Annotated in this window: 17 protein-coding genes and 1 pseudogene; 7 read left to right on the top strand and 11 right to left on the bottom strand. The window is 62.2% G+C overall.

The window, feature by feature from the left end; translation table 11 throughout:
* Nucleotides 1-325 precede the first annotated feature (325 nt).
* On the bottom strand, nt 326-1,024 hold the full coding sequence (locus tag HGO38_RS26170; protein ID WP_250958742.1) for a L,D-transpeptidase: 699 nt from the start codon (nt 1,022-1,024) through the stop codon (nt 326-328).
* A 193-nt stretch (nt 1,025-1,217) separates the two neighbouring features.
* Here HGO38_RS26170 and HGO38_RS26165 point away from each other — a divergent pair, with 193 nt between their 5' ends.
* Together HGO38_RS26165 and HGO38_RS26160 are read left to right on the top strand one after the other, a co-directional pair.
* Nucleotides 1,218-1,634 carry a RusA family crossover junction endodeoxyribonuclease gene (locus HGO38_RS26165; protein ID WP_250958741.1) on the top strand — a complete coding sequence of 139 codons (417 nt, stop codon included), beginning with the start codon at nt 1,218-1,220 and terminating at the stop codon, nt 1,632-1,634.
* On the top strand, nt 1,631-2,293 hold the full coding sequence (locus HGO38_RS26160) for a hypothetical protein (RefSeq protein ID WP_250958740.1): 663 nt from the start codon (nt 1,631-1,633) through the stop codon (nt 2,291-2,293). The genes HGO38_RS26165 and HGO38_RS26160 overlap by 4 nt, the downstream gene beginning before the upstream one ends.
* Nucleotides 2,294-2,327: 34 nt before the next feature.
* Here the strand turns inward: HGO38_RS26160 and ispH are convergent, their stop codons facing one another.
* The 4 genes from ispH to HGO38_RS26140 form a co-directional block, all read right to left on the bottom strand.
* A complete protein-coding gene (gene ispH, locus HGO38_RS26155; RefSeq protein ID WP_250958739.1) occupies nt 2,328-3,332 on the bottom strand; it encodes a 4-hydroxy-3-methylbut-2-enyl diphosphate reductase in 1,005 nt (334 codons plus the stop codon).
* Nucleotides 3,333-3,337: 5 nt separating this feature from the next.
* Entirely contained in the window at nt 3,338-3,703 is a 366-nt protein-coding gene (locus tag HGO38_RS26150; protein WP_250958738.1) for a DUF1304 domain-containing protein, read from the bottom strand.
* Between the two features lie 62 nt (nt 3,704-3,765).
* A complete protein-coding gene (locus HGO38_RS26145; protein ID WP_250958737.1) occupies nt 3,766-4,512 on the bottom strand; it encodes an SURF1 family protein in 747 nt (248 codons plus the stop codon).
* Nucleotides 4,505-4,888, bottom strand: coding sequence for a DUF983 domain-containing protein (locus HGO38_RS26140; protein ID WP_250958736.1), 384 nt, complete (start codon nt 4,886-4,888; stop codon nt 4,505-4,507). The genes HGO38_RS26145 and HGO38_RS26140 overlap by 8 nt, the downstream gene beginning before the upstream one ends.
* Before the next feature lie 104 nt (nt 4,889-4,992).
* On the opposite strand from HGO38_RS26140, the gene HGO38_RS26135 reads away from it, so the two are divergent.
* Nucleotides 4,993-5,598: a phosphotransferase-like protein gene (locus HGO38_RS26135; protein WP_250958735.1), complete on the top strand. Its 606-nt coding sequence runs from the start codon at nt 4,993-4,995 to the stop codon at nt 5,596-5,598.
* A 92-nt stretch (nt 5,599-5,690) separates the two neighbouring features.
* Here HGO38_RS26135 and HGO38_RS26130 read toward each other — a convergent pair whose 3' ends face one another.
* From HGO38_RS26130 to coxB, 6 genes are all read right to left on the bottom strand, one after another.
* Nucleotides 5,691-6,566: a cytochrome c oxidase subunit 3 gene (locus tag HGO38_RS26130; RefSeq protein ID WP_250958734.1), complete on the bottom strand. Its 876-nt coding sequence runs from the start codon at nt 6,564-6,566 to the stop codon at nt 5,691-5,693.
* Between the two features lie 58 nt (nt 6,567-6,624).
* Nucleotides 6,625-7,227: a cytochrome c oxidase assembly protein gene (locus HGO38_RS26125; protein ID WP_250958733.1), complete on the bottom strand. Its 603-nt coding sequence runs from the start codon at nt 7,225-7,227 to the stop codon at nt 6,625-6,627.
* Nucleotides 7,228-7,245: 18 nt separating this feature from the next.
* Nucleotides 7,246-7,383, bottom strand: coding sequence for a cytochrome c oxidase system small membrane protein (locus HGO38_RS26120; protein ID WP_250958732.1), 138 nt, complete (start codon nt 7,381-7,383; stop codon nt 7,246-7,248).
* Nucleotides 7,383-8,339 (bottom strand): heme o synthase, encoded by a 957-nt coding sequence (locus tag HGO38_RS26115; RefSeq protein WP_250958731.1) that lies wholly within the window; start codon nt 8,337-8,339, stop codon nt 7,383-7,385. The genes HGO38_RS26120 and HGO38_RS26115 overlap by 1 nt, the downstream gene beginning before the upstream one ends.
* 84 nt (nt 8,340-8,423) lie before the next feature.
* Nucleotides 8,424-10,112 (bottom strand): cytochrome c oxidase subunit I, encoded by a 1,689-nt coding sequence (ctaD, locus tag HGO38_RS26110; protein WP_250958730.1) that lies wholly within the window; start codon nt 10,110-10,112, stop codon nt 8,424-8,426.
* 17 nt (nt 10,113-10,129) lie between these two features.
* Nucleotides 10,130-10,984 (bottom strand): cytochrome c oxidase subunit II, encoded by an 855-nt coding sequence (coxB, locus tag HGO38_RS26105; protein WP_284739564.1) that lies wholly within the window; start codon nt 10,982-10,984, stop codon nt 10,130-10,132.
* A gap of 360 nt (nt 10,985-11,344) precedes the next feature.
* On the opposite strand from coxB, the gene HGO38_RS26100 reads away from it, so the two are divergent.
* The 4 genes and pseudogenes from HGO38_RS26100 to HGO38_RS26085 all read left to right on the top strand — a co-directional run bounded on the left by HGO38_RS26100 (nt 11,345) and on the right by HGO38_RS26085 (nt 13,966).
* Nucleotides 11,345-11,869: an invasion associated locus B family protein gene (locus tag HGO38_RS26100; RefSeq protein ID WP_250958728.1), complete on the top strand. Its 525-nt coding sequence runs from the start codon at nt 11,345-11,347 to the stop codon at nt 11,867-11,869.
* A 110-nt stretch (nt 11,870-11,979) separates the two neighbouring features.
* On the top strand, nt 11,980-13,395 hold the full coding sequence (gene tldD / locus HGO38_RS26095; RefSeq protein WP_250958727.1) for a metalloprotease TldD: 1,416 nt from the start codon (nt 11,980-11,982) through the stop codon (nt 13,393-13,395).
* A pseudogene (locus tag HGO38_RS31185) lies at nt 13,323-13,801 on the top strand (GNAT family N-acetyltransferase); the annotation flags it as partial. The gene tldD and the pseudogene HGO38_RS31185, both read left to right, overlap by 73 nt.
* 9 nt (nt 13,802-13,810) lie before the next feature.
* Nucleotides 13,811-13,966 carry a GNAT family N-acetyltransferase gene (locus HGO38_RS26085; protein WP_250958726.1) on the top strand — a complete coding sequence of 52 codons (156 nt, stop codon included), beginning with the start codon at nt 13,811-13,813 and terminating at the stop codon, nt 13,964-13,966.
* Nucleotides 13,967-14,017 lie beyond the last annotated feature (51 nt).

Raw genomic sequence — 14,017 nt, 5'->3', positions numbered from 1 at the left:
CCGGATCGCTCGAAACATCCTCCAGAGCATCGACGGCCCAAAGATTCCGATCAGCCATCGCATCAAGAAATGCGCCTGGAACGACGACTATCTCATCACCGCTCTCGGCCATATGCGATAGCCCTGCACAAGGGGGGAGAAGACTCGTGGAAGCTGTTCGGCTCCACCACCAAGAGTTGCGACCAGGTTAAGCCCTCCCCCTTGTGGGGAGGGTTTGGGAGGGGAATCGTTCTATAGGCGATAGCCGTGCCTCGGGGAGAAGCGGGAGATTGCCGCTATTTCGTAGGCACCCTCCTCGCCGCGGCCATCCGCGGCGTTTTGGCGTCTACTGGCGGACCACGATGCGGGCCTTGAAGGGCACGCGGGCGTAGAGGTCGATGACGTCCTGGTTGATCAGCCGCACGCAGCCCGACGAACTCGCCTTGCCGATCGAGGCCCAGTCCGGCGAGCCGTGCAGGCGGTAGAGCGTGTCCTGGCCATTCTGGAAGATGTAGAGCGCGCAGGCACCGAGCGGATTGCGCAGGCCCGGCTCCATGCCGCCATTGGCGATCGAGTATTTCTCAAGGTCCGGCTGGCGGGCCACCATTTCGTTCGGCGGCTTCCAGCGCGGCCAGGTCTGGCGCCAGTGGATGACGCCCTCGCCCTGCCAGGCAAACCCATCGCGGCCGATACCGACGCCGTAGCGCATCGCCGTGCCGCCCGGCTCGACCACATAGAGGAAACGCGACGGCGTATCGACGACGACGGTGCCCGGCCGCTCGCCGGTCGGATCGAGGACGCGCTGGCGGTAGAACTGCGGATCCATCTTCTCATAGGGAATGGGCGGCAGGACGAAACCGCCGTCTTCGACCGGACCGTAGGTGATCGCCAGTTCCTCCGGCGTCGGCGGCACGATGGGCCGGCGGGCCATGGCGGGAACAGGCGCATTGCGGCCGCCCGGCAGGGTGCTGGCACAGCCGGACAGGGCGGCGAGCGCCCCGGCCAGCACGAAGCCTCTCCGGGACAGCAATATTTCCGACGGCATGGCGTAATCTCTCAAACATAGGGGGACGGAATATAGGTCGTGTTCTAACGATGCCCCACGCCGTTTGGCAAGGCGAAAGCCCGTCACGAACGCGTCATTGCCGCTGTTGTCAGCCCACGCCATAGGCAGTTGACGCAAACAATGGGCGTACTAAACTCCCGATTGAAGAACACCAAAACCCGAGGGCGTGCGCTTGGAACCCGAATTTCCGTTTGAGTTCATCATCCTCGGAACGCCCGTGTCCTTCCAACGGGAAAACTCAAGGGCCAAACAGGAATGGAAAGACCTGGTTCGGCAGGCAAGCCAGAGCAAACTGCCAGAGATGCACTTCGTCACCGACAAGGCCCTGGCCGTCACTCTCTACTACTATCCGGAGGAGCGAATGACCGGCGACGTCGACAACATCGTCAAACTGACACTCGACGCGATGAGCAGCCATCTTTATCAAGATGATGAGCAAATCGAACGTATTGTGGTACAAAAGTTCGAGAAGGGGCGCGTTTTTCCGTTTCGTGATCCATCCGTGACCTTGGCCGCATGTATGCTCGGCCCGAAACCTGCTCTCTATATCCGTGTATCGAACGATCCTCATGAGGACCTACGCTCTTGACACTCACCAGACAAACAGCGACAGACATATTTGCCGCCACGGCCAGCAAGCTCACGGAAGAAGGCTATGACGTGATTGTCGAACCAAGCGCATCGCTGCTGCCGGACCCGTTGAAGTCCTTCAGTGCCGATGGCATCGCGATCGGAAAAAGCCCCAAGCTTGTGATCGAGATTGCCCATGAAGGGCCGCGCGATGCGGCACGGGTGGCGCAACTGCAGCAGGCCCTGAAAGACGTCCCGGACTGGAAACTTCATCTGGTGCTGGGCTCTGGCCCCTCGTCGCCGGACATAGCCCAGGCTGACGAGGCGAGCATAACAACGGTTCTTGAACGGGCATCGAAACTCGTGCTGACCGATCCCGAAGCAGCCCTTCTGATGGCATGGGCCGCCTTGGAAGCGCTCGGCCGCTCAAGAAGACCGGATGATTTCGCAAGGCCTCAATCGCCCGGTCGGATCATCGAATTGTTTGCGTCCGAGGGCATCATACTGCCATCGGAAGCCGCATTTCTCCGCACCATGGCGGCAAAACGCAATGCTTTCGCCCATGGTGATCTGAAGCAGTCCGCCAGCAGCAGCGAACTGGAGCGCTTCATGGGCGTCATCCTCAGGCTGATCAATTCGCCCGATCTGAGCGTTCCGGTGGATAAAGCCGCATCCTGACCAGCAAACGAGGAACGTGAGCCGGCTGGACGTCTCACCCGTTCACCCAGGCCATATCCTCGGTGGTGAGTTCAATGGGGCGCAGTTCGCGGTTGACGAGGAAGTGTTCGTTTTCGATCGAGAATTCGGCGAGTTCCAGGCTGGTGGCAAAGCGGGCCTTGAAGGCTTCGATGATCTCGTTGACGATGACTTCCGGGGCGGAGGCGCCCGCCGACAGGCCGAGCGTGGCGATGTCGCCGATCTCGGCCCAGTCGATCTCGCTGGCGCGCTGCACCAGCATCGATTTTGTGGCGCCGGCGCGCAGCGCCACTTCGACCAGACGCTTGGAATTGGAGGAATTCGGTGCGCCGACGACGATGAACAGGTCGCAGCCCGGCGCTGCCTGTTTCACGGCTTCCTGGCGGTTGGTGGTGGCATAGCAGATGCTGTCGGCCGACGGTGCCGTCAGGTTGGGGAAGCGCTCCTGCAACCGCTTGATGACGCCGGCGGTGTCGTCGACCGAGAGCGTGGTCTGGGTGACGAAGCCGAGATTGTCGGGATCGGCGGGCTCATAGACATCGGCATCCTCGATGGTCTCGACCAGCGAGACCGTGCCTTCGGGCAATTGCCCCATGGTGCCGATCACTTCGGGGTGGCCGGCATGGCCGATCAGGATGACATGGCGACCGAGGCGCTGGTGGCGCATGGCCTGCTTGTGCACCTTGGAGACCAGCGGGCATGTGGCATCGAGAAAGAACAGATTGCGGGCGGTGGCATCTTCCGGCACGGATTTCGGCACGCCATGGGCGGAAAACACCACCGGCTGCTGGCGGTGTTCCGGCGGGATCTCGTCGAGTTCCTCGACAAAGATCGCGCCCTTGGCCTCCAGGCCTTCCACCACATAACGATTGTGGACGATCTCGTGGCGCACATAGACCGGGGCGCCGTAGCCTTTCAGCGCCAGCACGACGATCTGGATGGCCCGGTCGACGCCGGCGCAGAAGCCGCGCGGGCCGCAAAGCCTGATCGTCAGCGGCGGTTTTGCAATCGGTGTGTCCATCAAGATCAGCCAGCCAGAATTACGACAACAAGGGCGACAATCGCCGGCAGGCCCTGGATGAGCAGAATCCGCCGCGATACGCTATAGGCCCCATATAGGGCAGCAAGGCTGACCGCGCCAAGGAAAAACAGTTTGAGCTGGAACGCAAAACCCGGATCAGGATGGATCAGCGACCAGAACAGCCCGGCGGCCAGGAAGCCGTTGTAGAGGCCCTGGTTGGCGGCCAGAAGCTTGGTGGCCTCGGCCTGCGGCGGTTTCATGCCGAAGGCTTTGAGGCCACGCGGCGTGGTCCAGAGAAACATCTCCAGCACGAGAATATAGACATGCTCCAGCGCCACCAGTGCGACGAGACAATTGGCAAGCAAACCCATGCAGGACTCCATGTCGAGAGCGTGTCGTCGATCTTACAGCCATTGCCGCCGAGGGCAAAAGCTCAGATTTTGCGGCGGAACAGCGCAATGGCACTGACCACGACCAGCACGGCGGCCAGGCCATACCAGGTCATGGCATATTGCAGATGGCTGTTGGGCAGGTCGATCAGTGTTACGCCGCCCATGGGTATGCCGCCCGGATTGGGTGTGGCATCGGCATCGAGAAAGAAGGGCAGAACCCGATCGGCCGGCAGGCCTGTGGTTGCCGCCATCTGGTCGAGATCCTTCCAGTAGAACATGTTCTTGGCCGGATCGTTGTCCGGCACCATGAAGGACGGTTTTTCGGCGAGCTTGGCGCGGGCCAGGCCGACCACCGTCTGCTCGCCCTGCAGCTGACCCTGCGCGCGCCCCTCCGGCGCCTTGTCCTCATAGGCGATGAAACCGCGATTGACGAAGAGGTAGCGCCCATCGGCAAGCTCCAGCGGCGTATAGACGTAGAAACCCGTCATGCCCTGGAAGGTGGCGAAGAAATGCCGTTCCTTGTCGTTCAGATAGCGGCCGGTGGCGGTGGCGTGGCGATAGTCGACATCGCTGCCGGAGGTGGCGAGCGCCTCGATTTCGGACAGGGGTGCGGGAGGTGCGGCACGGCGCTGCTCGATATCGGCAATAAGGGCCTCTTTCCAATAGAGGCGCTGGACCTGCCAGGTGCCAAGCGTCAGGAGAAGGGCCAGCGCCAGCAGGACGATAACGACGCTTGCCCACAGTTTGCCGCGGCTCATGCCGGTCGGCCTATCCGCCGCCTTATTCATGGTCGATCGTGCCGGGCTTTGCATTGTGGTGATAGACCTGGAAGATCAGCAGAGCCTTGATGGTGCGCAGCAGCCAGAGCGACAGGCCGATGGCCAAGGGTCCCCAGAGCAGGATATGCAGCCAGACCGGCGGCGAATAGGTGATCTCGGACCAGACGGCGAGGCCGACCACCAGGAAATCGGCAATCAGGATGACGAAGATCGAGGCGCCATCACCGGTATCGGCGAAGGCATAATCCAGCCCGCAACTGGCGCAGCGCGGCTTGAGCTTGATCAGGCCGTCGAACAGCTTGCCCTGACCGCAGCGCGGGCAGCAGGCACCGAGCGCGGCTTTTAGCGGCGTCACCGGCGCATAACGTGCGGTGTCTTCATCCATGGTCATTCCCTTTGCGTGCCCTGCGCCCTTTCATTAGTTTATCCTTGTTGCAGAGGCAAACCTTAAAGGGCATGCTTGCACTCCAGCCGAGGAGTTGCCGTGTCATGAACACCATGCAGAACTGCGGGCAGATCGTCATTCTGAATGGCATGCCGCGATCCGGGAAAACCACGATCGCCAGCGCCATCCAGACCCGCTTTCCGGGCCTGTGGATCAGTCTTTGTGCCGGTGCGCCGCGTTCCGAGCCAACGGTGGGGCGAGGCGCAGAAGACGCGGGCACGGCCGGCTTGCCGCCGCTATCGCCGGCTCATGCCGCCCTCTACGAGGCGACCGCGCTTTATAGTCGCATGGGGCTGAATGTGGTGGCCGATTTCGGCCTCAATGGCCGGGCGACCCGTGCGCCGGGATTGCTTGCCCATTGTGCCGGACGGCTTTCGGCCTATCCCGTGCTGTTGGTCGGCCTGCGCAACCTCTCATCCGACCTGACCAGATCCCGCCGTCGCGACGGCACCGCGGCACAGGCGCTGTTTCGCCGCGCCGATGACGCGACACCCTTGCTGCCGGGCGCCTGGCGGCGGCCGGGTCTCTACGACATGGAACTCGATACGGATGTGCTGACGCCGACCGAATGCGCCGATGCCATCCTGGAGCGCCTCGACCGCGGCATTCCTCGGCCCACCGCCCTGGAGCGGGTCGCCGGGCGCGCCTGAGGCAATCTTCGGCAGACGAGCCCGCAGGCAAACAAAAGGGCGGCGCCGAGACCTCGGCGCCGCCCTTTTTCATTCCATTCAGTTCCGCTCGCTCAATGGGCCAGCGGTGCGCCCCAGTCGCCCCAGATGTAGATGGCGAAGAACAGGAACAGCCAGACCACGTCGACGAAGTGCCAGTACCAGGCGGCGGCCTCGAAGCCGAAATGCTGCTTCGGGGTGAAATCACCCTTCAGCGCCCGCAGCAGGCAGACCGTCAGGAAGATGGTGCCGACCAGAACGTGGAAGCCGTGGAAGCCGGTCGCCATGAAGAAGGTGGCGCCGTAAATGCTGTCCTTGAAGCCGAACGGCGCGTGGGCATATTCGTAGCCCTGCACGAAGGAGAACAGCGCGCCGAGCAGAACGGTCAGCGTCAGGCCGCTGATCAGGCCCTTGCGGTCGCCGTGCAGCAGGGCATGGTGCGCCCAGGTGACACAGGTGCCCGACAGCAGCAGGATGACGGTGTTGTAGATCGGCAGGTGCCAGGGATCGAGAACCTCGATGCCCTTCGGCGGCCACTGACCGCCGGTGAACTCGACGCGGCTCGCCTGGATCGCCTCGTTGGCAAACAGGCTGGCATCGAAGAAGGCCCAGAACCAGGCGACGAAGAACATCACTTCCGAGGCGATGAACATGATCATGCCGTAGCGCAGGTGCAGCGACACGACGCGGGTATGGTGGCCCTCGTTGGCTTCCTTGATGGTGTCGGCCCACCAGCCGACCATCGTGTAGAGCACGATGGCAAGGCCGATGAAGAACAGCCACGGAGAGGCCAGTTCCAGACCGAACAGCTTGAACGAACCGCCGTTCAGATAGCGCATATAGGCCACGCCGCCGAAGGTCATTACAAAGGCGCCGATCGAGGCCAAAAGCGGCCACGGGCTCGGATCGATGATGTGGTAGTCGTGATTCTTCTGATGCGCTTCGGCCATGTCAGCAATCCCCGAATGTCAAATTCTGTCCAGGCCCGGCTGTCCCGGGCCCGTCCTCTTACAGTTTTGGATTTCCGTCCACACCTTCGGCCGGCAATTGTGCCACCGGCTTATCCCCCTCATGCGGATAGAAAGTATAGGACAGGGTAATCGTTCCGATATCCTTGGTCTCTTCCTGATCGACAATTGCCGGATCGATGAAGAACACCACGGGCATTTCCAGGCTTTGGCCGGGTTCCAGCTTCGTTTCGGTGAAGCAGAAGCACTCGACCTTGTTGAAATAGGCAGCAGCCTCCATCGGCGTCACATTGAACACCGCCTGGCCGCTGGTGGCCCGCGGCGACCGGTTGGTCGCCAGATAGTCGATCTTGACGGTCTCGCCGATCTTCAGCGCGATGGATTTCTGCACCGGCTTGAAATCCCAGTTGAGGCCCGACGACACATTGGCGTCGAAGGTCACCGTCATTCCCTGGTCGAGCACGGTATCGGACATCTGCTCGACGCGCTGCGTCGTGCCGTTATAGCCGGTGACCTGGCAGAACATGCGATAGAGCGGCACGGCGGCGAAGCTGACCCCGACCATGCCGCCGACAAAGGCGAGACAGGCGAGAAGAACCACGACATTGTTGCGCGACTGCTGGGAGGTAGTGCTGATTGTCATGCTTGAAACCATCCTCCCCTATTGTCCGACATTGCTGATCTTGATCAGCGTCATGACGTAGAAGAGAACCACGAGCCCGGCCAGAACCAGGCCAAGGGCGACGTTGCGGCCGCGGCGCGACTTCTTCTGGGCTTCGTTAAGCTTGATGGTTTCCATCAGACGGCTCCTCCAAACAGGCCCATGATAGCAAGGGCATAGTGGTCGACAAGCAGCGCCGAGAAGATGGCGAAGAGATAGACGATCGAGAAGGCGAAGAGTTTCTTGGCCGGCAGCATCTTCACGTCGCCGTCGGGCATGCGCCAGACGGCGATGGAACAGAGCACGAAGACAGCGCCGAGCATTGCGGCAACCACGCCATAGCCAATCGAGGCGAGGCCGGTCAGCGTCGGCACGACGCCGAAGACGGCGGTCAGCACGGCATATAGCGTGATCTGGCGCTTGGTCACGGCTTCGCCGCAGACGTTCGGCAACATAGGGACGCCGACCGAGCCGTAGTCGCGCATCTTGAACAGCGCCAGCGCCCAGAAATGGGCCGGCGTCCAGAAGAAGATGATCAGGAATAGCACGATGCTGTCGAGCGACACGCCGCCGGTGACGCAGGCCCAGCCGATCATCGGCGGGAAAGCCCCGGACGCACCGCCGATGACGATGTTCTGCGGCGTCGAGCGCTTCAGCCACATCGTATAGACGACGGCATAAAAGAAGATGGTGAAGGCCAGCAGGCCGGCCGACAGCCAGTTGACCGTCAGGCCGAGAATGGTGACCGAGAATCCCGACAGCACCAGGCCGAAGGCCAGCGCTTCGCGGGGCGCGATGCGGCCGGCAGGGACTGGGCGATTGGCGGTGCGGGTCATGACCGCGTCGATATCGGCGTCATACCACATGTTGAGCGCGCCGGAGGCGCCGGCACCGACCGCAATGCACAGAATGGCGATGGCACCCAAAACGGGGTGGATATGGCCCGGCGCCAGAACGAGACCGGCAAAGGCCGTGAAGACGACCAGCGACATGACGCGCGGCTTCAACAGCGCGAAGAAGTCGCGGGCACCGGCTTCCGACAGGTGCAGGTCGCCCTGCCCGCCCAGACCTTCGATCGTGTCGATGACTGCCATTCTGTGATTCCGTTCTTGCCGTTTCGTGCTGAGCGCCGCGGATCTCTTTCGAGCCCGCGGCGCCCGGCAATCGTGTCTGGCCGCTTACTTGATGCGCGGCAGCTGTTCCCACTGGTGGAACGGCGGCGGCGACGACAGCTGCCATTCGAGCGTGGTCGCACCCTCGCCCCACGGATTGTCGCCAGCCACCCGCTTGCGGGCAAAGGCTTCAAACACGCAGACCAGGAAGATCAGCACGCCGACGGCCGAGATGTAGGAGCCGATCGAAGAGACGTAGTTCCAGCCGGCAAAGGCATCGGGATAGTCGATGTAACGGCGCGGCATGCCGGCCAGGCCCAAGAAATGCTGCGGGAAGAACACCATGTTCACACCGATGAACATGACCCAGAAATGCAGCTTGCCGAGGAATTCCGAATACATGTAGCCGGTCATCTTCGGGAACCAGTAGTACCAGGCCGCAAAGATCGCGAACACGGCGCCGAGCGACAGAACGTAGTGGAAATGGGCCACGACGTAATAGGTGTCATGCATCGAGCGGTCGAGGCCGGCATTGGCCAGCTGAACACCGGTGACGCCGCCGACGGTGAACAGGAAGATGAAGCCGATCGCCCAGACCATGGGCGTGCGGAAGGACAGCGAACCGCCCCACATCGTCGCGATCCACGAGAAGATCTTGATGCCGGTCGGCACCGCGATGACCATGGTGGCGAACAGGAAGTAACGCTGCGCGGAGAGCGACAGGCCGACCGTGTACATGTGGTGAGCCCAGACGACGAAGCCGACCGCGCCGATGGCGACCATGGCATAGGCCATGCCGAGGTAGCCGAATACCGGCTTCTTCGAGAAGGTCGAGATGATGTGGCTGATGATGCCGAAGCCGGGCAGGATCAGGATGTAGACTTCCGGGTGACCGAAAAACCAGAACAGGTGCTGGTAGAGGATCGGGTCGCCGCCGCCTTCGGGCGCGAAGAAGGTCGTGCCGAAATTGCGGTCGGTCAGAAGCATGGTGATGCCGCCTGCCAGAACCGGCAGGGAGAGCAGCAGCAGGAAGGCGGTGACCAGAACGGCCCAGGCAAACAGCGGCATCTTGTGCAGCGTCATGCCGGGAGCGCGCATGTTGAGGATGGTGGTGATGAAGTTGATCGCACCGAGGATCGACGACGCGCCGGCGATATGCAGCGAGAAGATCGCCAGATCCACCGCCGGTCCGGGCATGCCCGAGGTCGACAGAGGCGGGTACATGGTCCAGCCGCCGCCGACGCCAAAGGCGCCTGCCGGTCCCTCGACGAACATCGAGAGCAGGAGCAGCAGGAAGGCCGGAACGATCAGCCAGAAGGAGATGTTATTGAGACGCGGAAACGCCATGTCCGGCGCACCGATCATGATCGGGATCATCCAGTTGGCAAAGCCGCCGATCAGCGCCGGCATGACCATGAAGAAGATCATGATCAGGGCGTGGCCGGTGGTGAACACGTTGTACATGTGCTTGCCGCCGTCGATGGCCGCGTCGCCTTCAAAACCGTAGACCATGGATGCGAGGCCATGGAAGATCTGGATACCCGGCTCGGCCAGTTCCCAGCGCATGACAACCGACATCGAGCCGCCGATGATGCCGGCGATGATGGCGAAGATCAGATAGAGGGTGCCGATGTCCTTGTGGTTGGTCGACAGGAACCAACGGGTAAAGAAACCGGGCTTGTGGTCATGATGATCATCGTGATGGTGCGCGCCCTGACCGTGAGCGTGTTCGTCGTGGGCAATAGGTCCAGCCATTGTGCTCACTCCCTCTCTTACTTCGAAACGTTATCGGCGAGCTGCACGGCAGATGCCGCACCGTCGACCGAGGCCATCAGGGCCTTGTTGGCGTCGCCCACATTGGTGGCGGCAGCTGCCAGCCAGGTGGCGTATTGGGCTTCCGAGACGACGCGGATGGCGATCGGCATGAACGCATGGTCCTTGCCGCAGAGCTCCGAACACTGGCCGTAGAACAGGCCTTCACGATCAACCTTGAACCAGGTCTCGTTGAGGCGACCCGGAACAGCGTCGATCTTCACGCCGAAAGACGGCATGGCGAAGGCATGGATGACATCGGTCGGCGCTGCGGTGACCAGCAGGCGCACGGTCTTTCCGACCGGCAGCACGACCTCGTTGTCGACGGCGAGCAGGCGCGGGTAAAGCGCGCGATCTTCCTTGCCGGCGGCAGCGCGTTCCCCGTCCTTCAGCAGATAGGAATCGAAGGCCACGGCGGTTTCGCCCTGGTATTCGTAATTCCACTGCCACTGGGTGGCAGTCGCCTTCAGGGTGATGTCGGGATCCTTCGGAATGGTGAGCTGCGCCGTCAGCAGGTTGAAGGACGGAATGGCCAGGAACAGCAGGATCAAAACCGGACCGAGGGTCCAGACGATTTCAATCGCCGTGTTGTGGCTGGTCTTGGACGGCACCGGATTGGCGCTGGCGCGGAACTTGAACCCCACGACGATCAGCAGGATCAGCACGAAGATCGTGATCGGAATGATGAACCAAAGGGTGTAGTTCTCAAACCAGCGGATCTGCTCCATGATCGTCGTTGCGGCGGGCTGCAGATCGATCTGCCAGTCGACCGGCTGGTCTGCATAACTGCCGGTGGCAAAAAGCAGACAGGCCATGGCGGCCAAAACTGCGCAAGCTCTGTTAATCACGATGGTGTCTCCCTCATGCGTTTGATCCAGGTCAAACCAAAACGCCTAATGCATGCTATTCTTTGCGTTTAAAATCACAGTTTGCCCACATTCGCAATATCTGCGCGGAAAAGGCTGTGCGGCATTTTTGTCCATCATCAATTCGCCGGAACGGCCGCACCTTCCCAAGTGCTTAGCCCGCCATCGAAAAGCCGCGACATCGGGCTTTAAAGCCTTTCGCTTCGGTCCCAATTATGCCTCACTCAACTGGAAAAGACACGGCAGGGCTTTTCAATGCCGGCCCGCCCGACAAGAATGGCCGCGATGATTCGATTTCCAGAGGTACCCATGGCTTTCAACAGTGTTGCGCGGATAGGTCTATTCGCCACCGGCATCGCTTTGGCGATGACCGGCGCTCCTGCGCATGGCCAGCAGCCGCAGCCGGGTACGATCCGCTCCAACCATGGGGCATGGTCGGTGATCTGCGATACGCCGGCCGGAACGTCGGTCGAGCAGTGCGCGCTGATGCAGAACGTGATTGCCGAGGACCGCCCCGAGGTGGGCCTGTCCGTGGTGGTGCTGAAGACGGCCGACCGCAAGGCGAAGATCCTGCGCATCCTGGCGCCGCTCGGCGTGCTGCTGAAGGACGGCATGGAACTCTATGTCGATTCCAACAATATCGGCCGGGCCTATTTCACCCGCTGTTTTGCCGAGGGCTGTTATGTCGAGGTCGAAATCGACGAGGAGCTGATGAAGATCCTCAGAGCCGGCAAGAATGCCGTCTTCGCGCTGCGCGAATCAGCCGACCAGGACCGCGTCGGCATTCCGATCGAACTGGCTGGCTTTGCCGCCGGCTATGACGCCCTGCCCTAACGTCTGTTTGCATAGCCTTTCCGGGCGACATGCTTAACGAACACGGGGCCGGCCCTTGCCGCGCCGGTTGCGCGCGACTACATGGAACTGATCCGGTATTGGAGACACCCATGACCACCGACCTCATTTCCTTGTTCGACTGCGACGAGACCGCGCTGCGCGCGGCCGTTTCCAAGGCGCTGTCCGGCGCCGATGACGGCGAACTCTATATCGAGCATGCGCAATCCGAATCGCTGAGCTTCGACAATGGCCGGCTGAAGGGTGGCAGCTTCAACACCGACCAGGGTTTTGGCCTGCGCGCCGTGGCCGGCGAAGCGGTCGGTTACGCCCATGCGGGCGAGCTGTCGCTGTCGGCCCTGACCCGGGCGGCCGATGCGGTCGGTGCGGTGACCCATGGCCATGCCGGCTCCTATGCCGCCGCCCCGCAGCGCACCAATGCAAAATTCTACGGCGAGGACAATCCGATCGGCAGCCCGTCCTTTGAAGAGAAGGTCAAGCTTCTGTCGGAAATCGACGGCTATCTGCGCGCCAAGGATCCAAAAGTCCGCCAGGTCACCGCCTCGGTTGCCGCCAGCTGGCAGGTCGTCGAGATTCTGCGCGCCGACGGCCATCTGGTGCGCGACATCCGGCCGATGACGCGGCTCAACATTTCCGTTGTGGCCGGCCAAGGCGACCGTCAGGAGAGCGGTTCGTTCGGCGTCGGCGGCCGCGTCGGCTTTGCCGACTTCCTGACCTCCGAAAGCTGGCACCATGGCGCCGACGAGGCACTGCGCCAAGCGCTGGTCAATCTCGAGGCGATCGAGGCGCCGGCCGGCACGCTGGACGTGGTGTTGGGCAATGGCTGGCCGGGCGTCATGCTGCACGAGGCGGTCGGCCACGGGCTGGAAGGCGATTTCAACCGCAAGAAGACCTCGGCCTTTGCCGGCCTGATGGGCGAAATGGTGGCGTCGCCCGGCGTCACCGTGGTCGACGACGGCACGATGGACAATCGCCGCGGTTCGATCACCGTCGATGACGAAGGCACGCCTTCGGCCTATAACGTGCTGATCGAGAACGGCCGCCTGGTCGGCTATATGCAGGACCGCCAGAATGCCCGGCTGATGGGCATGAAGGCGACCGGCAACGGCCGCCGTCAGGGCTATTCGCACCAGCCGATGCCGCGCATGACCAATACCTACATGCTGTCCGGCGACAAGACGCCGGAAGAGATCATCTCTTCGGTGAAGAAGGGCCTCTATGCCGTGTCGTTCGGCGGCGGCCAGGTGGACATCACCTCCGGCAAGTTCGTGTTCGGCTGTACCGAGGCCTATCTGATCGAGGACGGCAAGATCACCGCGCCGGTCAAGGGCGCCATGCTGATCGGCAACGGCCCGGACGCCATGCGGCGGATCTCGATGATCGGCAACGACATGAAGCTCGACACCGGCATCGGCAATTGCGGCAAGGCCGGCCAATGGGTACCGGTCGGCGTCGGCCAGCCGCATCTGAGGATGGACCAGGTCACCGTCGGCGGCACCAAGGCGTAAGGCTTGCCGCGGGCCGAACCGATGGAGCGCCGACGATGGCCATTTTGCAGACGCAGCATCTGACGCTGAGCCCCTGCTGCCCAAGCGACCGCGCCGATTTCATCGCCCTCGAGCTTGATCCCGACGTCATGCGTTTTCTGAACGGCGGACAGGCCGTCGATCCCGAGACGATCGATCCGGACGCGACCTTCCTGCAGCCCAGAGGAACCGAGCCCCACGTCTGGACGGGGCGCCGCACGAGTGACCGTGCTTTTGTCGGGTGGTTCTGCCTATGGCCGGAGAGTGAAACCCTGGCGGAACTCGGATATCGACTGCGCCGGAGCGCCTGGGGTCAGGCCTGGCCTCGGAAGGGGCAGCAGCCCTCACCCACTGGGGGTTCGAAAGCGCCGGCTATGACGAGATCGTCGCGACCACGATGGCGGTGAACCACGGATCGCGCCGGGTGATGGAAAAGATCGGCATGCGCTACGACCGCACCGTCCATGCCGACTGGCCGAATCCCATTGCGGGCAGCGAAGAGGGCGAAGTCTGGTACGGGCTGAAACGCTCGGTGTGGAACGGCGGGGCATAGACCGGGGTTTCACCGCAGATCGGATTGTCGAGATCGGCTTGCGTTGACAAG

This window comes from Rhizobium sp. CG5 (assembly GCF_023701945.1).
In the GTDB taxonomy this organism is placed as follows: Bacteria; Pseudomonadota; Alphaproteobacteria; order Rhizobiales; family Rhizobiaceae; genus Allorhizobium.
Note: the sequence above shows the minus strand (reverse complement) of the source record. Positions and strands in the feature narration are given on the sequence as shown.